This window comes from Paenibacillus sp. FSL E2-8871 (assembly GCF_038000345.1).
In the GTDB taxonomy this organism is placed as follows: Bacteria; Bacillota; Bacilli; order Paenibacillales; family Paenibacillaceae; genus Paenibacillus_AQ.
Map to the genome: position 1 here is coordinate 1,926,809 of NZ_JBBOBV010000001.1, position 23,746 is coordinate 1,950,554.

Genomic DNA, 23,746 nt, shown 5'->3' on the forward strand with positions numbered 1-23,746 from the left:
TTCCCCTAGTGGTTTGCTGCTCTCTCCCAAAACGCTCACCTAAGGACTCACCACCAATGAAACGGCAAGCTGTTCCCAGTTTACATGGGCTTGCAGACGCTCATTTACTTCTGCCAGAGTGATCGATTCATACATAGGCAGAACTTCAAACAGGTCACCACCACGGAACTGGTAGCGTGTAAATTCATGTGCGATACTTTCAGGGGAGTTCAGCATGCGCAAATAACCGCCAATTTTCTTTTTCCGTGCCCGCTCGAAATCCTTCTCCGCAAAGCCAGACTTTAAGATTAGATCTACTTCTTCTTTAATTCGTTTTAAAAGCAAATCCGGATCCTTTGTATCCCCACCCATTGCAGAAAAAGCATACTGCGGAGAACTATTAAATTCATATCCAAAGCTGTCCGAGATCAATTCCTCATCATAAAGCTTTTGATACAATGCTGTGCTACTACCTACCAACAAATCGAGCATTAGCTTCGTTATCAGGTCGCGTTTCAGAGAAGCTTCACCTGTTAGATCTTCTACTTTTTCCTTGAAACCAAACATGATTTTCGGCATCGAAACAGCAAGCTTGCTTTCTAGCCGTTTTGTAGCGACTTGTTCGGGTTCATCTTCAAAAATACGCTTGATTTCACCCTGCTTGCCGTAGGTTTTACCCTTTTGGTTAGCGCGAATCAAGGAAAATACTTTCTCCTGGTCCACACCCCCAACCACGAACAACAACATATTGCTAGGGTGATAAAAAGCGTTATAACATGTGTACAGCGTTTCTTTCGTGATCGTACTAATCGATTCTACCGTACCTGCAATGTCAATCCGAACCGGATGCTTCGAATACATCGCTTCAATAAGGCCAAAATACACGCGCCAGTCCGGATTATCAGCATACATATTGATTTCTTGACCAATAATTCCCTTTTCCTTTTCTACATTCTCATCTGTAAAATAAGGTAGCTGAACAAAATCAACGAGCGTACTAAGATTGGTCTCTATATTTTCTGTTGCTGAGAAAAGATAAACTGTCTGATCAAAGCTTGTAAAAGCATTGGCCGAGGCTCCATTTGAAGCAAAGGTAGCAAAAATATCGCCTTCTGGCTCTTCGAACATTTTGTGCTCTAAAAAGTGAGCTATACCATCAGGAACAGTGGTCTCTTCTCCACCTGCGACATGAAAATGATTGTCAACAGAACCGTATTTAGTTGCAAATGTAGCATAAGTCTTTTTAAAGGTTGGTTTCGGCAACACATATACCTGAAGTCCGTTATCCATGACCTCATGATAAATGGTCTCTTGAAGTCTGTCGTAATGAATTTGTTCCATCGTTATTCCTCCTTTCCTGTCAAGAAATATATCGTATCCAGCTGAAAGGTTTCAGCGGCAGCTTTTACATCTTCAGCACCGATTTGTTCCACCTGCTCCAATAGCTGATCCGCTGTCCGTTCTTTTCCTGACAACTGGCGGTTGAAGTCGTAAGAGATCATTTCAAAAGCAGAATCCGGAATCTCGGAAAGCTGATTGCGGATCATAGCTTTAGTCTGACTCAGTTCCAGATCACTGATATTGCCAGCTTTCATCTCTTCCAATTGCTTCTCTATAATGTCCACGGCTTTGCCGTAATTTTGCGTTTCGATACCTGATTGAATCGTTCCAATGCCCTTGTGGCCGTCATAACGAGACGAAGCATAATAGGCAAGGCTTGCCTTCTCACGTACGTTAACGAAGAGTTTAGAGTGGGGATACCCTCCTAATATTCCGTTGTACATAAGTGCGGACGCGTAATTATCATCCTTATAAGTAATAGAGGTGCGTAGACCCAGGTTCAACTTGCCCTGACTGACATCCAGCTTCTCTTCTACAGTCCGCACCTCATTAACTGATACAGGTACGAACTTAGAGCTATATAAGCCCACCTCGGACTGAACCCGGCCGAAATGACGCTGTACAAGCTTTTCTACTTCCTCAGCTGTAGTGTCACCCACTACATAGAGATCAAGGATGGCATCATCCAGCCAGGAATTATACGATTCATACAAACTTTTCGGAGTGATTTGATCCAGATCCGCTCTTTGCCCCAGAGGGTGAAGACGATATGGCTCGTTACGGCACATTTCCTCAATACAGCGCTCAGCAGCGTAACGTATCTTGTCATTTACGATGGACTCCAGCTTCTTGCGAACGGTTTCACGCTCCGTTGCAACATACGAAGGTCGGAAGCTGCCGTCTTCAACTAATGGACGAGTCAGTACTTCACCTAAGAAAGCGAAGGATTGTTCAAGTAAGCTCTCCTGGCTTTGCACAAAAGAGTCATTAATAGTATCCATGCGGAACTGAACGATTTGATAATCGCCTCTTTTATAAATATCAAACCCGAATCCAGCGCCATACAGTTCCTCCAAACGCTCGCGGAATTGTGTGGTCTCCGGATAAGTCGCGGTACCTCTGCGAAGCACGAATGGAGCTAGTGCAGTAGAGGTTACTGTATTCTCATCAAGTGGGATCCCAGCATAAAGTGAGATCGCGTAGGTCTTAAATGCCTTGGTTGGCATAACGTGAATGCGCAAGCCTCCTACGGTGCCATGCTGAAATACATTATTAGTCAAGTCCAAAACTCCTTTACGGCGTGGATAGTTGCTCTACATCATGTTTATGAATTATTAACCATTCTAAACCATTCCAAAGTAAGGAAGCAACCGGAAGCCTCTTCCCGGTTGCTCTCTGAATTCTCTATCCTTCTTTTTACATACAGAAAATATGCTGACCAATCGTCTTCACCTGAGGACGGGTCCAAATCCATTTAGAGGTCGCTGTTTTAGGATTGAAGTAATACAAACATCCTCCGGAAGGGTCCCAACCACTGAGTGCTTGCTCTACTGCCTTACGTGCTTGCTCATTCGGCTCCAAATAGATCTGACCATCGGCCACAGCTGTAAATGCTCTCGGTTGAAAAATAACGCCAGACGGCGTATTCGGGAAACTAGGTGATTTCACTCGGTTTAAAATGACCGCAGCAACAGCAACCTGACCTTCGAAAGGCTCACCTCTAGCTTCTCCATACACGGCATTAGCCATGATCTTGAGATCATTCTCCGATAAGCCCATCGAATTACTTGAAGACAATCCTGGCGAATTCGTTTTATTGGACGTATTTGTTTTATTGCCAGTGTTATTCTGTGCTGTCTTATTTCCCGTGCCCGTAGAAGGCTCAGTAGGCTTCCAGTTCTTCGTGGCGTTATACAGCTTCAGCTTAGTTTTGGCACCCACAATGCCATCAGACTTCATTCCGAATTTCCATTGAAACCAAGTTACTGCATTCTTCGTTTTTGGCCCAAAATGACTGTCTATTTTTCCGGCATAATAACCTAAATGCTTTAATCGCCCCTGCAATTCATAGACATCCTGACCCGTGGACCCAAGTTTAATGGGTGTTGTACTGAAAGCCGGCAAGACTTCTTCGTCAGGATTATTTAACTCGTGGACAAATGACGCAGCAGCACTTTGCTTGGTCTGAACAATGCCATTCCCCTTGAAAAACGTTCCTGCAAACGGCGCGGCAGCAAGTGCAAGAGTTAAAGCAGCAAATATCCACATCTTTTGTTTCTTCATAGGGTTCGCTCTACCTTTCTTTTGTAAGTTCTGCATGGATGGCTAAAGTTATTATGACGACTGTCAACGCATCCTATGCATTACTAAAAAAGAAGAAATAGCTTTTCATTATAATTGAGTATAATTATCAACTATATTCGAAATAAGAAAACCATGGAGTTGATATGAATCATGAATTTAAAGGACCACATTTTACTGTGGAACCACGCATTAATTGAAATTATAGATATACGTCATACTTTTCAACATTTTAGTGATATGAATTCACAATAGTCCAAGTAACAGGTTCGCACTTTTAGGGAAAAACTCCCTGAAAATAGTGGATATTCTCTGATAATGAATGGAATTAGGGAATTCCTCCCTAAAAATCAGGCCAATTCCTTTATTTCTTATCAAAATTAATAAATTATAGGGAGCTTTTCCCTAATTATAAGTCTGAGAACCAATAATCTCAGAATTTCAGGGAGAAATTCCCTAATTATTTTAATGAAGCTTCACTCGGAGCCTCATTCGTAGCTTCACTAAAGCCATTATTTGAAGTGTCATTTACACTTCTTCAGCATGAGTAAGGGGCCGTCGCCAAGTAGTACAAACTACTTGGCGACGGCCCCTTTTTACTGTCTATTTAAGGTTTAAACTGACTTGTTCAGCTTAAGAACTGATCTTGTTATGCTGATACTGCTCAAGTGATACAAGCACCTCACGCGGCTTGCTGCCCTCGTAAGGCCCTATTACCCCACGAGCCTCCATAGAGTCAATCAAACGGGCTGCACGGGTGTAACCAACCCTCATCCGGCGCTGTAGTAGCGAGACTGAAGCTTGCTTCGCTTCAAGCACGATCGTTACGGCCTGCTCATATAATTCATCCTGTGGCTCCTGGTCTTCAGCAATTGTGTCATCAACCTCTGGAACAATGGACTCGTCATATTCTGCTTCACCTTGACTGCTGACATATTGAACGATTGTCTCAACCTCTTGATCGCTCATAAAAGCACCCTGCACACGAATCGGTTTAGAAGCCCCCATCGGTAAGAACAGCATGTCTCCCCGACCTAACAGCTTCTCCGCACCTGGCATATCCAGAATGGTACGTGAGTCTACATTGGAAGATACGCCGAAAGCGATACGAGATGGAATATTCGCCTTAATCAAACCTGTAATGACATCCACGGAAGGACGCTGAGTGGCGATAATTAGATGTATACCAGCTGCACGCGCCATCTGTGCAAGCCGACAGATAGCATCCTCTACATCGTTAGCGGCAACCATCATCAAATCCGCAAGCTCGTCCACAATAACAACGATATACGGAAGTATAGCAGCTGGGTTCTCAGCCATCAGCTTATTATAGCCTTCCATGTTGCGTGTACCTGATTTGGAGAAGAGTTCATACCTTTTCTCCATTTCCACAACAATCTTCTTTAAAGCTAAGCTCGCCCGCTTCGGATCAGTAACGACTGGAGCCAGAAGATGCGGAATCCCATTATAGACATTCAGCTCTACCATCTTCGGGTCCACCATCAGGAATTTGACTTCATCGGGTTTAGCTTTGTATAAAATACTCGTAATAATCCCGTTAATACAAACCGATTTACCAGAACCCGTTGCACCAGCCACCAATAAATGGGGCATCTTCGCTAAATTACCGATAATCGTCTGACCCGAAATATCACGTCCAAAAGCAATCGATAATCTGGATTCAGCTTCCTGAAAGATCTGTGTCTCCATAACTTCACGCATGGTCACAATAGACACTTCGGAATTTGGTACCTCTATCCCAATGGCTGATTTACCCGGAATTGGCGCCTCCATACGTATATCTTTGGCTGCAAGAGCAAGCGCAATGTCATCCGTCAGATTAACAATACGGCTAACTTTGACACCGATATCCGGCTGAATCTCATACCGTGTAACCGCTGGACCTCTAACTACTTCGAGAACCTTTGCTCTTACACCGAAACTCTCTAGGGTAGCTTCTAGCTTACGGGCGGTCTGCATATAATCATTCTGATCTCCCGCTTTGCCGCTGTTATTAGGTTTGGCTAAAAGTCGGAAAGATGGCAACTTATATGGTTTTGGTGGAGGTGGTGCCGGTGGAGCAGGAATGATCTGTCCATCAGGAGTGGCGCTTAGCAATCCATCCAAGTCAATAGTCACATTCTCCTCAGGCTCATCTGAAGGCTGTTGACTAACTGGATTAACCCCAGCAACAGGAGCTTTGACGGTAACACCACGAGCTGCTGGAGAGAATTCACTCCATTCCTCCCGATCTTCCTCATTCAGCCCTTCTGAGCGGATATGCTCAAAGAAGTCGCGAATAATTGGAGTCACAGGTTCCATATCCATATCTGCATCATCAAAATCATGATGGATATCCTCAAGTGGAGTCACACGACTATCTACTGAAAGCCCAGAAATGATCGGGCCGTGCGAAGCACTTGTTACAATTGGACCATGATCATCATCCTCAGAATCGGCTTCCGCCTCTGAACGGGTGGAGCCTGTGAACCAACCGGATATTTTTTTCAATAGAACAGGTTGCTTACGATTAGGTAAATATCGATCGTCTTCTTCCTCTTCGTCATCTTCGTCATAGACAGGCTGCTTCACTGGCCGAGTCTTTGCGGGTGCGGCTGCTTTGGAAGGTCTAGCCGCTACTGGGACTGCCTTCGGACGGTTTGCCGCATGGAGTCGAATCCCCTCCACAAACTTAACCGTACGAACTCGCAAAAGAGTAATAATCTCTACATAGGAGAGATTTGTAATTAACATAAAGCTGATGGCAAGCATAACGATCATGAGCAGCTTAGCTCCCAGACTACCAAAGAGCCACAGCAGCGCAGCATACTCCAATCCGCCGATATATCCACCACTTATATCCTTACCCAGCATATAGACATTACTATTGTTAACACCGGGCGAAAGAGATCCCGAAAGATCATTATGTATTTGTGTCATCACGTTGCCAGGATGGAGCAAGGACAACGGGCCAAGCTTCTGCTCCATTGCAGAAATAGTGCTCATAAGGCACATGGATAGCAGAAGCAGAAGCACGCCTGTATGTCGACTGTTCCAAGAAGAAGGCCATCTTCGATGGATCATAACCATAAGCCCATAAAAAATACCAATAAGCGGCAACACAAAATAAAATCTCCCTAATAAATAACCCGCCATACTTGAAAGTGACCGCCCTACCGCCGCTTCACCGGACAGAGCAATAACGGATATCGTTATTAGTAAAATTCCGTAAATTTCATATTTTAAAACGCTGCCGAGCAGCGCTTTTTTCTTTTTCTTTTTTCGTTTAGCCACGCCAGCCACCCCCGGAACAACATTATACCATATAATGGCGTGGCGTACCTATGTTCTCTTTTGTCAAAAAATGAATCTTTATGTTAACGTAATTATCGCTCCAGGAGAGAACGACGGATCTAAATATCGCTCCAAAGGACAATCCAGCAATCTTACTATGCGCGCGCGTCCTTCCTCCATCGGCTCAACCTGCATGAGCATCCCCTGAACACTTACTTCTCGCGTTGTAGCGTAATTATTAAACGCCCCCTCCCACACCTGTTCCATCGACATTATCGTATAGAGTGTCATTGCGTAAGCCCTCCCGAAATCGCTGCTGTAGGCGCTGCAGAGAAATCTCCACCAATCATGCGGTTAAGATGCGCTAAGGCAGCTCCGATCCCGCCCACCTCATCCATGAGACCATATTTAACAGCGTCCAACCCCCCAACGGCTGTTCCAATATCACGATTGAGCTCACCTGTCTTAAACATAAGGTCACGGAACTGTTCTTCAGAAATCCGAGAATGAGAAGTAACGAATTTCACTACACGTTCCTGCATTTTTTCCATGTATTCGAACGTCTGTGGCACTCCAATTACTAAGCCATTCATACGAATCGGATGTATCGTCATTGTTGCACTTTCCGCAATAATTGAATACGTAGAGGATACAGCGATCGGAACGCCAATACTATGGCCCCCTCCAATGACTACTGTTACCGTTGGTTTAGAGAGCGAAGAAATCATTTCGGCAATCGCTAGACCAGCTTCTACATCTCCACCAACAGTATTTAAAATAATAAGCAGACCTTTAATATTCTTATTCTGTTCAGCTGCCACCAGCTGGGGAATGATATGTTCGTATTTCGTCGTTTTGTTCTGAGGAGGCATTACAATATGGCCTTCAATCTGACCGATGATCGTTATGCAAAAGATATCCGGTTCACCCGTAGGAACCGCTGTTTGTCCAAGCTCTTTAAGTGCACCCATTGTAGTGGGCGGCATGTTTTCATTTGTACTTGGATTTCCCTCTTGTGGTATAACTTCCTCATTCTTTGCTCCATTTGATCCATTCATGTAGTTCATTTTCGCAGCTCTCCCTTTTCTTATGCAGCTCTGGTCTGCTATAGCCTTACTAACTTTCATTAGTATGACATTTCAGGGCCCCGCATTATGCAAACCTCTCCTCATGATGTGAATATAAACAATACAAAAACCCCTTTTCCCGTAGAAACCGTCCAATATTTCCGGGGAAAAGGGGCCAATGCCCAAGCTATATATTTATTTAAGGAGAATTCTCCTTACACTTCCATGATAATTGGCAAAATCATCGGTCTACGACGCGTTTGCTCGTATAAGAAACGACCGAGTGAATCTTTTACGCTTGTTTTAAGCGATGCCCACTCATTTACTTTCTCACTCATCAGGCGCTGCAGTGTACTGGAAACAATTCGATTCGCTTCGTCAAGCAGTCCTTCGGACTCACGAACATAAACGAAACCACGAGAAATGATGTCAGGTCCGGAGACAATTGCACCATTCTGTTTGCTTAGTGTAACCACGACAACCAAAATACCATCTTGAGACAGCAACTTACGGTCACGCAATACAATATTACCTACATCACCTACACCCAGACCGTCAATCAATACGTTACCAGCCGTTACTTTACCAGCTTTACGAGCGGCACCGCCTTGAATTTCCACTATCTCACCGATTTCAGTGATGAAAATGTTCTGAGACTCTACGCCAACGGATTCTGCCAAAAGCGCATGTTTGCGTTGCATACGGTATTCACCGTGAATTGGAATGAAATATTTTGGTTTCATGAGGTTGAGCATAAGCTTAAGCTCTTCCTGGCTACCGTGACCGGATACGTGAACGCCAGAATTGGAACCGCTATAAATTACGTTAGCGCCAAGACGGAACAATTCATCAATGGTACGACCTACATATTTCTCGTTACCTGGTACCGGTGTTGCTGCAATAATAACAGTATCACCTGGCAAGATATCTACTTTACGATGACTGGAACGTGCCATACGGGTCAATGCGGACATTGGCTCGCCTTGGGATCCTGTGCAAAGAACAACGACACGGTTCGCTGCCATTCTGTTCATTTCTTCAGGCTCGATCAGCATACCGTCAGGTACGTTCAGATATCCAAGCTCAGAAGCGATGGATACAACGTTTACCATACTACGGCCAATTACTGTAATCTTACGACCTGTGGATTCTGCTGCATTAACCACTTGTTGAATGCGGTGCACATTGGAAGCAAAAGTTGCTACAACGACACGTTGTTCAGCTTTGCGGAAAATGTCTTCCAGAACGATACCAACATTTTTCTCAGATGGGGTAAAGCCTGGTTTCTCAGCATTTGTACTATCCGACAAAAGAGCAAGCACGCCCTTCTGACCAATTTCAGCCATCCGATGCAGATTTGCAAATTGACCGTTGACTGGAGTGTGGTCAAATTTGAAATCTCCCGTATGAACTACGTTACCTTCCGGTGTTTCTATGCATACACCGACGGAATCAGGAATACTGTGATTGGTTCTGAAGAAAGTAACTTTGAGCGAGCTTCCCAGTTGAATTTCTGAATCTTCATTGATCAGAATTCGTTTGGTGTCACCCAGTAAGTTTGCTTCCTTCAATTTGTTTTCTACAAGGCCTAATGTAAGTCTTGTTCCGTAAACCGGAACATTCAAATTCTTCAGGACATATGGGAGACCACCGATGTGATCCTCGTGTCCGTGGGTAAGTACAATCCCTCTTACCTTGTCACGGTTCTCTGTCAAATAAGAGATATCAGGAATTACAATATCAATACCGAGCATATCTTCTTCCGGGAACTTAAGTCCCGAATCCACGACTACAATGTCAGCTCCATATTGAATGACATACATGTTTTTCCCGATTTCTCCGACTCCGCCCAATGCGAAAATCATCAATTTATCGTTGTTGTTTTTTTTGGACAAATGAATCTAACCCTCCTATGATGTTGGACGTCATACTTTTATTGGTAAATATTGAACTTCGATTATTTCAGCGGCGCTGAACACATTCTTCAAACAGCTGATAGCTTCCTTAATTAACAAGGATATTCCTGATATCTGTAAAATGCGCAATGCGAAAGCTCCCGATTCCGGGCAGTAAAGTTCATATTGAAGCGGACAAATGCCGTCAAAATTCACCGTCGCGCCCCTCGCGCGAAGACATTTCAATCATTTACACAGACTCATCTTGGGACCTATCCTGTCTCACAATGTATACCATTGACGGAAGATTACCGCATATTTAATTTTAACCGCACCCAGTCACTTAAGATCATTATACATGATTTTTTTGGCAAAAGACAAGTCACCCTATCTCGTATCCAAATTCTTTCCTTAAATGTGACCCATTATTTTAGCAAAATATAATAAATATAAAAACCGGCTCTCCACAGGAGAAGCCGGTTTAAAGACTAGAATATCATTGTTCAGCACTTAGTGAAATAGTGCCTCGATAAAGGCCGCCTCAGCTTCAGTAGGTGAAATAAGCGGCAATCTGACGCCTCCAACAGGCAGACCTTTCAGACTTAAAGCATATTTGACCGCTGAAGGATTCGGTAAAGGTTGTGGACATTCGAACAACCCCTTGTAAATAGGGAACAATTGCCGATGGATCTCTCCCGCTCGCTGAACATTTCCTGAGGTGTATGCATAGATCATTTCTGACATCTGTGCACCAACCACATGACTAGCTACACTGATAATTCCGTATCCTCCTACGGCTAGACTAGCTAAGCCCGCAGAATCATCACCAGTATATACACGGAAGTCATCGGAACACGCAGAAGCGATAAGTGTTACTTGATCGACAGATGCACATTCTTTTGTCGCAACAATATTCGATATTTCAGCAAGTCGAAGAGTTGTGCCCACGCTCATAGTTACACCCGTGCGACCAGGAACATTATACAGCATGACTGGCAATGAAGTCTCCGTAGCAATCGCAGAAAAATGCTGATAGAGCCCTTCCTGATTAGGCTTATTGTAATAAGGAACGACCAAAAGTACGCCATCCACACCTATTTTCTCCGCTTCCTTCGTGAGGTGAATAGAGTGCTTCGTGTTATTACTGCCTGTTCCAGCAATAATTTTACAGCGACCATTCGCCTTCTCTAGTACAAAAGAAAACAGCTGCAGTTTCTCCTCATCACTTAACGTTGGGGATTCCCCAGTTGTACCACAGACAACCAATGCCTCTGATTTCTGTTCCTCAATTAAATAATCGACAAGCTGTGAAGTTACATCCCAGTTGATTTCTCCATCCCCGTCAAAGGGGGTTACCATGGCTGTTATTAATCTTCCGAAATCCACTTTGAATTCCTCCTTAGCGGTGCAATTCAAACATAGCGTGCAGCGAACGCAGGGACTGCACCATATCCTCTTTCTTCACCAGCACCCAAATCGTTGTATTCGAATCTGCGGATTGGAGAATCTGAATATTTTGTGAGCTAAGTGCCTCAACGATCCGCGCCATAATACCAGGTACACCATTAATTCCGCCCCCGATAACGGAAACTTTTGCACAACCTGATAAACTCTTAGGACGCAAGCCCAATTGCTGAAGAACTGAGATGGCCTTTTCTGATTTGTCATCGAACACAGTATAAAGAGCTTCAGTAGGTGTTACATTAATAAAATCAACGCTTATTCCGTTGTCGGCCATACTTTTAAAAATTTGCAGTTGAACGCCCGTACCATTTCCATCTGGACACTCCACAGAAATCTGTGTGACGTTGCTGACATAAGCAATCCCTGTTACGAAGCGATCTACAATGCCGCCAGACTGAATGTCGTTGAATCCTTCAGGATTCGTAACCAGCGTACCTTCATTCTCAGAAAATGTTGAACGAACGCGTACTGGAATTTGTGCCTGCATAGCAATCTCAACCGCACGTGGATGGATCACTTTTGCTCCTTGATGAGCCATATTACAAATTTCTGTATAACTAACATACGTTAGCGGTTTTGCATCTTCAACGATCCGCGGATCTGCTGTAAGAATCCCGTTAACATCTGTATAGATATCAACCATATCTGCATGAAGGGCAGCACCCAGTGCAGTCGCAGAGGTGTCACTTCCTCCACGGCCCAAAGTCGTCAAATCACCAGCTTCAGTCTGTCCTTGGAACCCGGTCACTATAACTACTTTATCTTCACGCAGTTCCCGAAGAATACGTTCAGGACGTACATCTAGAATTCTTGCATTGCCATAGTTGCTATCTGTCATAAAACCAGCCTGAGCTCCCGTTAGTACCGTAGAAGCAATCCCTTCATTCTCCAGTAGGCCACAAAGTGTAGTAGCAGAGATAATCTCACCACAGCACATCAAGAGATCCTTCTCACGCTCTGGGAGTGAATCTCCATTCTGAACAGCCCAATCCAGCAGAGTATCTGTTGCATAAGGTTCTCCGCGTCTGCCCATTGCCGAAACGACAATGACCAAACTATAGCCACTAGCGAGCTCCCGTTTGACATTACGAATGACGTGCTCTCTAGCTTGTGGTGTTGAAAGTGATGTTCCTCCGAATTTTTGTACCAGAATACCCATGTATAATTCCTCCATTATTGTCAAAGCAAACACACTAATCGTTCGTAAATAGAACTCATTTCGTCTCTAATGAGAAATTCCTTTACAGTACGTAAGCTTATTTCTTAAGTAATTTTCTTTTATTTTGAAAAATGGTTGTACCGCCCTCGAAATGAGGACGGTAGCAGTAAATCTTATATTTTTTGGTGGCAATGATCTCAGCAATGGGTTTAGCAGATCTTGGCTTTGAGCGTTAACGACCGCATCTATTGATTAAGAAGTAACTCCGACCAAGGCGGCATTTAACTTCTCATTGCTCATTTAGTACATCTCCCCTTTTATGTCCGCAACTAGCTCCACCGATTCCGCCCTATTCTAGACGGAATGAAACTTTTCAATAATCATCGGCTGTAGTTGTTTACCTTGCAAAGCGGCATAGCAAGCTTCTGGGATAAGATCCATACGCGCTACTAACGAATTAGGTTTGCCCTCAGGGTTATCCTGTCCGAATGGCACAAAATAAATATGTTTAGCCACTAGAAGCTTTGCAATATTTGCGGCATTAAGACCTAGGCCATCATTGGTAGATATCGCGAGAACAAGTGGACGTCCATTGCGCATCTGCGATTTTGCAGCCATGAGCACTGGACTATCGGTCATAGCATTTGCCAATTTACTCGTTGTATTTCCAGTGCAAGGTGCTATCGTCAGCACATCCAGCAGCTTGGAAGGACCCAGCGGTTCCGCTTCAACAATTGTAGAAATGATATCATTACCTGTTATATCTTTCAACTGTTTTAGCCAATTTTGCGATGTTCCAAAGCGGGTATCGGTGCCTAGTACGGATGCTGAAACTATGGGCACTACGTTTGCTCCTCCATCTACGAAGCGTTGAATTTGCGGCATTACCTCCGCAAATGTGCAGTGAGATCCGGTAATCGCATACCCTACTGTTTTTCCGTGCCAATCCATTTTATTCGTCCCCCTTGATTAAAGCCTCGTCCGATATCGACTGAACCAGCGCATTTGCCATAATAATCCCAGCGCTTTTAGGAGCTACAATGCCAGGGAGTCCAGGTGCCAGCATCGCTTTAATTCCTCTTTTCTCAGCATAACGAAAGTCACATCCACCTGGAGCAGAAGCCAGGTCGACAATTAAGCAATGCGGTGAGATACGTGAGAGTACTTGTGCGGTGATGATCATACTTGGAATCGTATTAAATATCAGATCAACATCCGACACATGAAGCAAAAGTTCACTGGTCATAAACGGCTTCCAGCCCATTTCTTCAGCACGTGCATAATGTTCCTGTTTTCTAACTCCGACTTTAACACTAGCACCCAGTCCTTGTAGACTTCTTGCCATTGTAAAACCCGTTCTGCCCAAACCCAGTACCATCGATTTGGAACTGTGAATGGTAAAATCCGTGTTCTGTATGGCCATAACCAGTGCCCCTTCCGCTGTTGGGATGGAGTTGTAGATGGCTACATCGTCACGATTAAGCAATTCAATTAACTTTAACGAATGCTTGGCGCACATGCCGCGTAAGTAGCTTTTAGCCATACCGCTATAAACCAAACAATGGGGTGGCAGAGCAGCAAAATGTTCCTCCAAGAGCATTAAGCGTTCAGAAGAAAATAGAGCACTGATATTCCCTTCATCATCACAACCAACCGTAGGCAATACTAATACATCTGCATTACTAAGCAGCTCTACCGTCATCTGTTCAAGGCTCACCCCTGGGCAAGGGGCATCCCACTTATCGAACCCGGCAGCGCTTACCGTCGCATCCAATTCCACACATTTCCGAATCACTTCAAGCTGTCTCGCGTCCCCGCCCAGGAACACGATCCTGACGCCAGTAAGCATAGGGATGACGCTCCTTTCAACATACACTATCGACTATAGAGCATCTTATGCTGGGCATTCTTAATGGGTGAAAAGCGGAGAAGAATTACCATGCAGGCTTAAATGTGAAACTTATAAATTGTCATATTCAAACGAAAAAAAGCTCGCGAATCACGCCGATTAGGCATAAATTCGCAAGCTTTTTAATAAGTCATATTATTTGCCAGTGTGACCGAAGCCTCCGGCTCCACGTTCTGTTTCGGATAAAGCATCTACTTCAACCAAAGTGACCACTGGAACCGCTTGAAATACCATTTGGGCAATGCGCTCATTACGAGCGATAGCAAATGGCTCTTGCCCTAGATTGATCAACAACACTTTGATCTCTCCACGATAATCAGCATCAATCGTTCCAGGTGTGTTCAAACACGTAATCCCATGCTTCAAGGCTAGTCCACTTCGTGGACGAATCTGAGCTTCTAATCCGTCTGGCATAGCTAATGATATGCCTGTTGGAATTAATGCACGTTCTCCAGGTGCAAGCACGACTTCGCTATCAACTGCGGCATATAGATCATACCCGGAAGCCTGTTCTGACATTTTACAAGGAAGATTAACATCCTCGTTTCCAGCTAGTTTATTGATTTGTACGTAATAAGACAAGATCATCTCTCCTAACATTTGCAATAGCTTTATCTGTTGAGCCTACCATCGCTAAAGAAAGCGGCTCAGCAAACATATTATCAAGCACACTGTTGATATTGTCCATCGTTACTAACTGAATCTTGGCGATCATATCGTCTAATGTGTTATGTTTTCCGAGCATAAGTTCATTTTTTCCAATCCGATTCATCCGGCTACTAGTGCTTTCCAGGCTAAGAATAAGGCTACCTTTAAGCTGCTCCTTGCCTTTTCTCAGTTCATCTTCACTAAGACCCTCAGTAGCAAGTTCGTACATCATTTCCTTAATTAGCTCCGTTACATCCTTAGTTTGCTTCGGTGCTGTTCCAGCATAGACCGTGAACAAACCAGAATCCGCTTGAGAACTGTGGTATGAATATACAGAATAGGCTAGGCCACGTTTTTCACGAATCTCTTGGAACATCCGTGAGCTCATACCGCCGCCAATGGCATTATTAATAAGCACCATAGCATATTGCAATGGGTCGCCAGAGCGGACCCCTGGTAAGGAAAGGCAGATATGATTCTGTTCTGTTTTTTTGCGGTGAAACAACAAGTCCCCATAATAATCCGGTGGAGTCAACGGCGCAGATGTGCCATGATTAGCAAAAGAACCAAAATGCTGCTCCAGCAGCTCAATCAATCCATCGCTGATGTTCCCAGCTACACTAATTACCGTATTCTCAATCGTATACTGCTCCTTCATGTAGGCACGAAGATCATCCGGCTTCATCTCCATCAGCCGTTCCTTTAAGCCAAGGATAGAATACGCAAGCGGATGATCCTTGTAAGCAGCAGCACACATCAAATCATGCACAAGATCATCTGGTGTATCTTCGCACATAGAAATTTCCTCAAGGATGACGTTTTTTTCTTTCTCCAGCTCTTCAGCATCCATACGTGAACGGAAGAACATATCTGCTAGCACATCTACTGCGATAGGCAGATGCTCATCCAGTACTTTTGCATAATAGCAAGTATATTCCTTAGAAGTAAACGCATTTACATTGCCGCCAATAGCATCGAACTGTTCGGCAATATCTTTAGCACTATATCGGTCCGTACCTTTAAAAAGCATATGCTCTACAAAATGGGATATCCCGTTGTTTCCAGGGTGTTCATTCCGGGAACCTGTCTTCACCCATATTCCAAATGAAACGGACCGGCCGGTCGGAATTTTTTCCATCACTACTCGTAATCCATTGGATAATACTATTTTTTCCACTTCATGTCCTCCTGGCAATAGCCATGTTCTATCTAAATTAATACACGTGCCTATAATCCTACCAGAAATAGATCACTCACTCAACATCAGAGGGGATTAAACGCTCCGCTGACAGCGTTTGGCTAACTGTTCCTAGCAGTAACCCTTTTGCCTTTATCCCGCGTATCATGGCCTTCAGCGCCTTGGAGGATGAGGCAGTAGGATGCATTAGAACAAGTGTGCCGGGTTCAGCTTTGCTTGTGATTTTGGCAACTATAGATTCAGGAGAAGGATTGCGCCAATCCACCGTATCTACAGTCCAGAGTACAGTCTTTAAGCCCAAGCTGCTAGCGATTTCTACTGTCTCTTGATCGAAATCACCAGATGGAGGCGCGAACCATTTATTAGTGACTCCAAGCGATTCCTTTAGCAGCTTTTGCGTCTTCTCAATCTCAACGGTAGCCCGCGCTCGACTTAAAGTACTCATATTGGGGTGGGTATAGGCGTGATTCTCCATCTCATGACCACGCTTTAACATTTCTGTAGCAAGCTCTGGATTCTTACTCAGCCAGCTTCCATCCAGAAAAAACGTAACTTTCACGTTCTCTTCATCCAAAATATCCAGCATTGGCAAGATATACTGATTCCCCCAAGCCACATTAATCATCAGTGATACCATCGGTTTCGCCGGATTTCCTCGATATATAGGTTCTGCTCCCAGTTCATTTAACGATACTTTTGGTTCGATCTGCCGATACACTAACTTTATGGGCTCTTTTGGTGCCAAAAGAGCATTCCGATAGGTACTCTCTACATCAATCTCAAGTCCGTTATAACCCGGAATGGCTTTCCACACCCGGTCAACCACTGCATCCACTGGAGGTGCATTTAGCTTGGCCGCGGCGGTCTCAATCCTCAGACGAAGATCGTTGTTCGCCGCCTTAGGGATATCCATCCACACCGCAAGATCATCCTGCGGCTTCAATTGCGCAAGCATGTCCTTGACTGGTCCCTGTGTGCTACCAATTCCTATCACGATTGCTACACAAGCAACCACTAATGCCACTTTTTCCGTCTTCATGACGACTTCCTCCCCGGTAGAAACGAATTTCAGGTTCGTTCCACACGATTACAAAGACACTTTGTCCCAATCTATGAGACAAGGAAGGAATTTATGTCATGAACAGATACAAGACTAATAGATAGGAATGTTTGCTACAGTTTTCCAGCTTCGTTCATATAAAAAAAGAGCCAGAACGCAAATCGCTTCTGTCTCTTTTAATAATGAAATTAGATCCCTTTAGTAAAGGTTATTACTAAGATCAATCTTACGCTTTAGCTCCAGTTTCCGAAGTCAACACTGCTTTACGAGACAGGTTAACCCGGCCTTGTGGATCGATCTCGGTAACTTTAACGGTAATGGTGTCACCAATAGCAACAACATCTTCTACCTTAGCTACACGCTCAGTAGACAATTGGGAAATGTGTACCAATCCGTCTTTGCCCGGAATAAGTTCAACAAATGCACCAAATTTCTCAATACGTCTAACTGTACCCATATAGATTTCTCCGACTTGTACTTCACGCACAAGACCTTCGATAATCGAACGAGCCTTTTGGATCATTTCTTCATCTGAAGAACCGATAAAGACACGGCCATCTTGTTCGATGTCGATTTTCACGCCGGTTTCTTCAATAATTTTATTGATAATCTTACCACCAGCACCGATAACATCACGGATTTTGTCCGGATTGATGTTAATAATAATGATTTTTGGAGCATATTTGGACAGATTAGGTCTTGGCGCAGAGATCGCTTCATTCATTTTGTCCAAGATGAACAGACGGCCTTCTTTAGCCTGTTGAAGTGCATCTTGAAGAATGTTGCGGTCGATACCGGCAATCTTAATGTCCATTTGAATAGCTGTAACACCTTCTGCTGTACCAGCTACCTTGAAGTCCATATCTCCGAGATGATCTTCCATACCTTGAATATCCGTCAGGATGGAGACATGATCTCCGTCTTTGATCAGACCCATTGCTACTCCGGCTACTGGTGCTTTGATTGGCACACCAGCGTCCATCATAGCCAGAATGCTGGCACAGATACTTGCCTGGGATGTAGAACCGTTAGATTCAATCGCTTCTGATACTAGACGAATCGTGTACGGGAATTCAGTTTCACTAGGAATTACCTTGGATAATGCACGTTCTCCAAGTGCTCCGTGACCGATTTCACGTCGTCCTGGTGCTCTAAGCGGACGAGCTTCCCCTACGCTGAACGGCGGGAAGTTGTAATGGTGCATGAAACGTTTCGTTTCAGTAGGATCGATTCCGTCGAGGATTTGTACATCACCTAGAGCTCCAAGGGTACAAACGCTAAGGATTTGTGTTTGTCCACGTGTGAACAGACCGGAACCGTGTGTACGCGGCAACAGGCTTGTATCACATTCAATCGGACGGATTTCATCAAGTTTACGTCCATCTGGACGAACCTTATCATGCGTGATTAGACGTCTTACTTCATCCTTCACGATATCATGTAGGACTTCTTTAACATCTTTCAGAAGCTCCGGTGCTTCTATGTACTTCTCTACGAAATACGCAACCGCTTCATCATTAACGACATCAATCGCTTCCTGACGAGCATGTTTTTCAGCAATTTTAACGGCTTCCACCAGACGAGCCTCAGCAAATGCACGGACCTCAGTATTCACGTCAGCATTCACTGCATGCAGCTTCACAGCCATTTTTTCTTTACCAGCCACTTTGACCAGTTCTTCAATGGTTGCAACGATCTTACGGATTTCATCATGACCGAACATAATCGCTTCGAGCATCACATCTTCCGTCACTTCGTTCGCTTCTGCTTCAACCATCATGATTGCTTCCTTCGTTCCAGCAACCACTACATAAATATCACTGATTGCTTGCTGAGCCATATCCGGATTGATCACAAATTCTCCATTAATCCGACCTACAGCAACGCCGCCGATGGGTCCATCAAAAGGCACATCGGAAATACTAAGTGCAGCTGAAGTACCGATCATAGCAGCAATATCTGGTGCGCAGTCCTGATCCACACTCATTACCATGTTCAATACCTGAACATCGTTACGGAAACCTTCAGGGAACAGTGGTCTGATTGGACGGTCAGTCAAACGGCTGGACAGAATCGCTTTCTCACTCGGTCTACCTTCCCGTTTAATAAATCCGCCCGGAATTTTACCTACCGCATATAATCTTTCCTCATAGTTAACTGTAAGCGGGAAAAAATCCAGGTCCTTCGGCTCTTTCGAAGCCGTAACGGTACATAATACCGAAGTATCCCCATAACGCACCATAACGGCTGCGTTTGCTTGTTTAGCTAGTCGGCCCGTTTCCAGCACAAGGCGTCTTCCGCCTAGCTGCATTTCTACACGTTTTTCCATAAATACCTCCTTGAATAGTAGTAGACCCGCAGTCAAATATTGCAGGTTCACATATCGATCTAATGAATCGGAAAGGCTTGTCCCCAAGCTAAAAACGCCTTCGGCGTCCTTATAAGGACGGTAGCGTTTATGCGAGAATTATAAGGATAAAGTATAGCATGAAACTTATACTTTCTTATAATTTAAGGTATGTAGCCTGTTCTGTATGCATATAAGAAGAAACGGCTAAGTCTTACAGATGATGTAAAGTGGCCGTTTTTACGAATAATCTCATCAGTCTTGCTATAAAGTTTTCCCTAAATTTTCAAAAAGCAACCCAGCTGTCCCGCTGTCGCTCCGAGAAGGACATACGGTATACAACCAGGCTGCTTTAAGGGTTATCTTATGGAAAATTAACGACGCAATCCCAGTCTTTCGATCAGGGCGCTGTAACGTCTGATGTCTTTGTTTTTCAAATACGCCAGAAGTTTACGACGTTGTCCAACCATTTTCAACAATCCGCGACGGGAGTGATGATCTTTCTTGTGCGTACGCAAGTGGTCAGTCAAATTAACGATGTTCTCCGTTAGGATAGCAACTTGCACCTCAGGGGATCCAGTATCGGATTCGTGAGTTTTGTGCTCGTCGATCAATTGATGTTTACGTTCTTGAGTTAATGCCATCCTGTTCACCTCCTTCAATATAATCGCCATTAGCCTCGTCACCGTCGGTGAGAACGTGCAACCAAGCTAAGGTTATGGTGCTGTAAGCCAGCAACGTTTATTAGTATAGCATCTCCATTAACAAAAGTAAACGGCTTGTCCGGGATGACTATAGATTATACCTCAAAATCTTCTTCGCGGTTTCTGCATCCTCACCGATTTGAGTAATCAATGCACCAATGGATTCGAATTTTCGTTCAGGACGAATGTAAGATACTAACTCTACCTTGAGCTCTTGATCATACAAATCACCTTCGAAGTCAAACAGATGGACCTCAAAGCTTGGCGTCAATACACCCTCATGAAAGGTAGGTTTAACGCCCACATTCATGACCCCGTACAAAACTTTATCCTTATAAAAGACTCGGACCGCATATACACCTTTAGTCGGAATAACAAAATGAGCACTGAGCTTCAAATTCGCCGTTGGAAAACCAATGGTGCGACCTCTCTTCTCACCATGACCCACTTCACCGCGCAGATAGTAGCTACGTCCGAACCAGGAGTTTGCCAGCTCTAAATCCCCGTTTTGGAGACTTTTACGAATGCCGGAGCTGCTGACCTTCTCACCATCTAACAGAAAAGGGGGAGCAACCTCTACATTCATAACACCTTCACCCAGCTTGCGAAGCATTTCAACATCGCCTTCACCTTGATAACCAAAACGAAAGTCAAAGCCGACAACTGCAGTTACAATATGTAGCGGCAAAAGCATAACAGAGACAAAATTCTGTGGACTTACACGGGAAAGCTGCTCGTTAAATTCAATAACATATAAGATATCGACACCCAAACTAGCAAGAATCTCCTGCTTTTCTACGGGTGGCGTCAAATACCCTTCATAATCACCCTTACCCATAACATCTTTAGGATGGGGATGAAATGTAAGGACTGCGGCCGGCACACCTTGTTTACGGGCTAGGGCCACAGCGGATGTAATGACGCTAGCATGTCCACGATGCAATCCGTCAAACTGCCCTAGAGCAGCCACTTGAGGCTGAGCCCACTCTGCAGCAGTCTCCGGAGACATCGGATAGGTTAACGTTACGGTTCTCACGCTGTTTCTCACCTACAATTCACTTGGTAAAATTGATTTAAGCTTGTGCAAATACCTTCACTGGAGCAATTGCACCTGTATCTTCCAATTCATAAATGCCAAGAAATCCACCTTGAAGATCGTATAGCCGAAATTGACTGTTTGTCTTCACCTCTGGAGCGATAAATCGTGAGGACAAACGCTGCCCCTGCAAAGCTGCCTTCTTTTTCTCATCCATTACAGTGTGCTTTGGCATATGAGAAATGGCTTCGTCTGCAGCGATTAAATGATCTTCCAATGTTCCGGCTTCTTTGTGAATCGCAATATCCTCTAGCGTAAGACAATGACTGGCAGAAATCCCTGCCGACATCGTTCTCTCTAGTTTCACCATCACACCCGGCAGTCCAAGTGCTCGTCCGATATCGACACAGAGCGTACGAATGTACGTCCCCTTAGAGCAAAGCACCCGGAATGTGATATCGGGATGATTGCCTTCCCAAGTCATATCCGTCATTTCAATTTCATAAATCTCTACTTCACGGCTTTTACGTTCAACGGTTTTACCTTCTCTTGCTAACTCATAAAGACGTTTGCCGTCAACTTTAACCGCAGAATACATCGGTGGAACCTGAGAAATAACCCCTTTAAATGAAGCAAGCACTGATAGAATCTCTTCTTCAGTTACATGCACCTCATCTACAGTTTCTATAATAGTCCCAGTTAAGTCCTCAGTATCACTGGACATCCCTAGTCTCAGTGTTGCCACATATTCTTTGGGCAACTCCTGAATATACTCCACTACACGAGTAGCACGTCCCAGACAAAGTGGTAGCACACCTGTTACCTGTGGGTCAAGCGTTCCCGTATGTCCGATCCGTTTCATGCCGAGAATTCGACGTGCCTTGGCCACAACATCATGTGAAGTGAACCCAGCTGGCTTGTAAACCGCCAGTACACCTTCTAATTCACTCATAAATGACGTCTTACCTCCTCAAGCACCTGCGCTATTGCCGTTTCGAGTGTAGCTTCTATACGCGCACCTGCAGCACGCGTATGACCGCCACCTCCAAACGTTTGCGCTAGATCAGCCACGTCGACCTTACCCGCAGAACGCAAACTAATTTTAACCGCATGTTCATGAATGACTTTGAACAGAATCCCTACTTCCACACCTCGAATATTGCGAGGGTAGTTCACGAGACCTTCTAAATCTTCATTAGCAGCAGCACATTCAATCATATCCTCCGGTGTAACATAGAGCCAGGCAATATCCCCTTCGGGTGATAATTGAAGAGTATTTAACGCTTTATTTAAAATTTTAATCTGCGGCAATGTCATTTCTTCAAGTAATGTCTCAGCCAGTTCAGGACCGTTAACGCCATAAGAAAGCAGTTCAGATACGGCTGCCATTACTTTTGGTGATGTGTTGGTATATCGAAATCCACCAGTATCTGTCAAAAGACCTGTGTATAAAGCTGTGGCGATATCAATGTCCCATTCAATCTCGAACGTCTTCAGCAGATCGAACAAAATTTCCGCAGTCGCAGCAGCATCCGGTTTGATTAAATTCACAAGTCCATAACCGTTGTTAGTGGGATGATGGTCAATGTTCAGGATTAGTGCATCCTTCGCAAAATAGCGATGAGTCAATCCTACTCGCTGAAAATCAGCACAATCCACACAGATCACATTGCTGTATTGACGGGGCGGCTCACTAGAGGCCATATTGATGATTTCATCCGAATGCCATAAATATTCCATCCGCTTCGGTATCGGTCCTTCATTCAGCATAGTGTATTTTTTGCCCAGACATGAGAGAAGCCAGCCCACCGCTAGGGTGGAGCTGACTGCATCTCCGTCCGGCTGAACATGCGACACTACAAGGTAATCGTCGTGTTCCAGCAGAAACTCACGGGTCTGCTGGAGACTTTGTTCATAGCTCTGCATTCGCCGTCTCCTTTATAAAGGTTGTTCAAAATAGCCTTAAGCTATTTTGAACTCCTTTTAGTACCTATTTCTAATCGTTCTTATGAAGCTCTCCAAGAAGTTTCTCAATGTGACTGCCATAAGCGACAGATTCATCGATCTTGAAGATCAGTTCCGGTGTATGCCGAAGGCGAATCGCCTTGCCAAGCTCGGAGCGAAGAAAACCATTAGCTTTCTCAATCGCTTTAAGGGAGCCTGACTTCTGCTCTTCATCCCCGAACACGCTTAGGTATACTTTCGCTTGCGACAGATCGTTAGTCACGTCTACGCCAGTTACAGTTACAAAACCGATTCGAGGATCTTTCAGTCCGCTTTGGATAAGTTGACTAAGCTCTTTCTTGATCTGCTCGCCCACTCGTCCTGCTCTAATTTTAGACAT

Annotated in this window: 20 protein-coding genes; all 20 read right to left on the bottom strand. The window is 44.4% G+C overall.

Going from position 1 to position 23,746, the window contains the following annotated elements; genetic code table 11:
• Positions 1 to 39 precede the first annotated feature (39 nt).
• Entirely contained in the window at positions 40 to 1,320 is a 1,281-nt protein-coding gene (yfmH, locus tag NYE25_RS08875; RefSeq protein ID WP_341145728.1) for an EF-P 5-aminopentanol modification-associated protein YfmH, read from the bottom strand.
• Positions 1,321 to 1,322: 2 nt separating this feature from the next.
• Positions 1,323 to 2,600 (bottom strand): EF-P 5-aminopentanol modification-associated protein YfmF, encoded by a 1,278-nt coding sequence (yfmF, locus tag NYE25_RS08880; protein WP_042189400.1) that lies wholly within the window; start codon positions 2,598 to 2,600, stop codon positions 1,323 to 1,325.
• A gap of 136 nt (positions 2,601 to 2,736) precedes the next feature.
• The gene (gene sleB, locus NYE25_RS08885; RefSeq protein ID WP_341145729.1) at positions 2,737 to 3,603 is read right to left on the bottom strand and encodes a spore cortex-lytic enzyme; all 867 of its coding nucleotides are present in this window, start codon (positions 3,601 to 3,603) and stop codon (positions 2,737 to 2,739) included.
• A gap of 651 nt (positions 3,604 to 4,254) precedes the next feature.
• Positions 4,255 to 6,915, bottom strand: coding sequence for an FtsK/SpoIIIE family DNA translocase (locus NYE25_RS08890; protein WP_341145730.1), 2,661 nt, complete (start codon positions 6,913 to 6,915; stop codon positions 4,255 to 4,257).
• A 78-nt stretch (positions 6,916 to 6,993) separates the two neighbouring features.
• On the bottom strand, positions 6,994 to 7,206 hold the full coding sequence (locus NYE25_RS08895; RefSeq protein ID WP_042128829.1) for a YlzJ-like family protein: 213 nt from the start codon (positions 7,204 to 7,206) through the stop codon (positions 6,994 to 6,996).
• Positions 7,203 to 7,982: a ClpP family protease gene (locus tag NYE25_RS08900; RefSeq protein WP_179281594.1), complete on the bottom strand. Its 780-nt coding sequence runs from the start codon at positions 7,980 to 7,982 to the stop codon at positions 7,203 to 7,205. The genes NYE25_RS08895 and NYE25_RS08900 overlap by 4 nt, the downstream gene beginning before the upstream one ends.
• Positions 7,983 to 8,197: 215 nt before the next feature.
• The gene (locus NYE25_RS08905) at positions 8,198 to 9,877 is read right to left on the bottom strand and encodes a ribonuclease J (RefSeq protein WP_042189403.1); all 1,680 of its coding nucleotides are present in this window, start codon (positions 9,875 to 9,877) and stop codon (positions 8,198 to 8,200) included.
• Between the two features lie 510 nt (positions 9,878 to 10,387).
• Positions 10,388 to 11,263, bottom strand: coding sequence for a 4-hydroxy-tetrahydrodipicolinate synthase (dapA, locus tag NYE25_RS08910; RefSeq protein WP_341145731.1), 876 nt, complete (start codon positions 11,261 to 11,263; stop codon positions 10,388 to 10,390).
• Between the two features lie 13 nt (positions 11,264 to 11,276).
• Positions 11,277 to 12,500, bottom strand: coding sequence for an aspartate kinase (gene dapG / locus NYE25_RS08915; protein WP_042189405.1), 1,224 nt, complete (start codon positions 12,498 to 12,500; stop codon positions 11,277 to 11,279).
• Positions 12,501 to 12,854: 354 nt separating this feature from the next.
• Positions 12,855 to 13,451 carry a dipicolinate synthase subunit B gene (locus NYE25_RS08920; protein WP_042189406.1) on the bottom strand — a complete coding sequence of 199 codons (597 nt, stop codon included), beginning with the start codon at positions 13,449 to 13,451 and terminating at the stop codon, positions 12,855 to 12,857.
• A 1-nt stretch (position 13,452) separates the two neighbouring features.
• A complete protein-coding gene (dpsA, locus tag NYE25_RS08925) occupies positions 13,453 to 14,349 on the bottom strand; it encodes a dipicolinate synthase subunit DpsA (RefSeq protein WP_341145732.1) in 897 nt (298 codons plus the stop codon).
• A gap of 195 nt (positions 14,350 to 14,544) precedes the next feature.
• The gene (dut, locus tag NYE25_RS08930) at positions 14,545 to 14,991 is read right to left on the bottom strand and encodes a dUTP diphosphatase (protein WP_188114606.1); all 447 of its coding nucleotides are present in this window, start codon (positions 14,989 to 14,991) and stop codon (positions 14,545 to 14,547) included.
• Positions 14,966 to 16,234 (bottom strand): M16 family metallopeptidase, encoded by a 1,269-nt coding sequence (locus NYE25_RS08935; RefSeq protein ID WP_042189409.1) that lies wholly within the window; start codon positions 16,232 to 16,234, stop codon positions 14,966 to 14,968. Before NYE25_RS08935 ends, dut begins: the two co-directional genes overlap by 26 nt.
• Before the next feature lie 76 nt (positions 16,235 to 16,310).
• Positions 16,311 to 17,294, bottom strand: a complete 984-nt coding sequence (locus NYE25_RS08940; RefSeq protein ID WP_341145733.1) for a polysaccharide deacetylase family protein — start codon at positions 17,292 to 17,294, stop codon at positions 16,311 to 16,313.
• Positions 17,295 to 17,541: 247 nt separating this feature from the next.
• The gene (gene pnp / locus NYE25_RS08945) at positions 17,542 to 19,644 is read right to left on the bottom strand and encodes a polyribonucleotide nucleotidyltransferase (RefSeq protein WP_341145734.1); all 2,103 of its coding nucleotides are present in this window, start codon (positions 19,642 to 19,644) and stop codon (positions 17,542 to 17,544) included.
• A 392-nt stretch (positions 19,645 to 20,036) separates the two neighbouring features.
• The gene (gene rpsO, locus NYE25_RS08950) at positions 20,037 to 20,306 is read right to left on the bottom strand and encodes a 30S ribosomal protein S15 (RefSeq protein ID WP_036656390.1); all 270 of its coding nucleotides are present in this window, start codon (positions 20,304 to 20,306) and stop codon (positions 20,037 to 20,039) included.
• A 148-nt stretch (positions 20,307 to 20,454) separates the two neighbouring features.
• Entirely contained in the window at positions 20,455 to 21,402 is a 948-nt protein-coding gene (locus NYE25_RS08955) for a bifunctional riboflavin kinase/FAD synthetase (protein WP_341145735.1), read from the bottom strand.
• Positions 21,403 to 21,439: 37 nt separating this feature from the next.
• The gene (gene truB, locus NYE25_RS08960) at positions 21,440 to 22,354 is read right to left on the bottom strand and encodes a tRNA pseudouridine(55) synthase TruB (RefSeq protein WP_149646128.1); all 915 of its coding nucleotides are present in this window, start codon (positions 22,352 to 22,354) and stop codon (positions 21,440 to 21,442) included.
• Entirely contained in the window at positions 22,351 to 23,328 is a 978-nt protein-coding gene (locus NYE25_RS08965; RefSeq protein WP_341145736.1) for a DHH family phosphoesterase, read from the bottom strand. Before NYE25_RS08965 ends, truB begins: the two co-directional genes overlap by 4 nt.
• 70 nt (positions 23,329 to 23,398) lie before the next feature.
• Positions 23,399 to 23,746, bottom strand: a complete 348-nt coding sequence (gene rbfA, locus NYE25_RS08970) for a 30S ribosome-binding factor RbfA (RefSeq protein ID WP_042128856.1) — start codon at positions 23,744 to 23,746, stop codon at positions 23,399 to 23,401.

Bases quoted from the DNA above. Each gene is read 5' to 3' on its own strand.
- dapG (WP_042189405.1), bottom strand. From the start codon at position 12,500: ATGGGTATTCTGGTACAAAAATTCGGAGGAACATCACTTTCAACACCA.
- rbfA (WP_042128856.1), bottom strand. From the start codon at position 23,746: ATGTCTAAAATTAGAGCAGGACGAGTGGGCGAGCAGATCAAGAAAGAG.
- sleB (WP_341145729.1), bottom strand. From the start codon at position 3,603: ATGAAGAAACAAAAGATGTGGATATTTGCTGCTTTAACTCTTGCACTT.
- truB (WP_149646128.1), bottom strand. From the start codon at position 22,354: ATGAGTGAATTAGAAGGTGTACTGGCGGTTTACAAGCCAGCTGGGTTC.
- yfmH (WP_341145728.1), bottom strand. From the start codon at position 1,320: ATGGAACAAATTCATTACGACAGACTTCAAGAGACCATTTATCATGAG.
- NYE25_RS08965 (WP_341145736.1), bottom strand. From the start codon at position 23,328: ATGCAGAGCTATGAACAAAGTCTCCAGCAGACCCGTGAGTTTCTGCTG.
- NYE25_RS08895 (WP_042128829.1), bottom strand. From the start codon at position 7,206: ATGACACTCTATACGATAATGTCGATGGAACAGGTGTGGGAGGGGGCG.
- pnp (WP_341145734.1), bottom strand. From the start codon at position 19,644: ATGGAAAAACGTGTAGAAATGCAGCTAGGCGGAAGACGCCTTGTGCTG.
- NYE25_RS08920 (WP_042189406.1), bottom strand. From the start codon at position 13,451: ATGGATTGGCACGGAAAAACAGTAGGGTATGCGATTACCGGATCTCAC.
- rpsO (WP_036656390.1), bottom strand. From the start codon at position 20,306: ATGGCATTAACTCAAGAACGTAAACATCAATTGATCGACGAGCACAAA.
- dpsA (WP_341145732.1), bottom strand. From the start codon at position 14,349: ATGCTTACTGGCGTCAGGATCGTGTTCCTGGGCGGGGACGCGAGACAG.
- NYE25_RS08900 (WP_179281594.1), bottom strand. From the start codon at position 7,982: ATGAACTACATGAATGGATCAAATGGAGCAAAGAATGAGGAAGTTATA.
- NYE25_RS08940 (WP_341145733.1), bottom strand. From the start codon at position 17,294: ATGAAGACGGAAAAAGTGGCATTAGTGGTTGCTTGTGTAGCAATCGTG.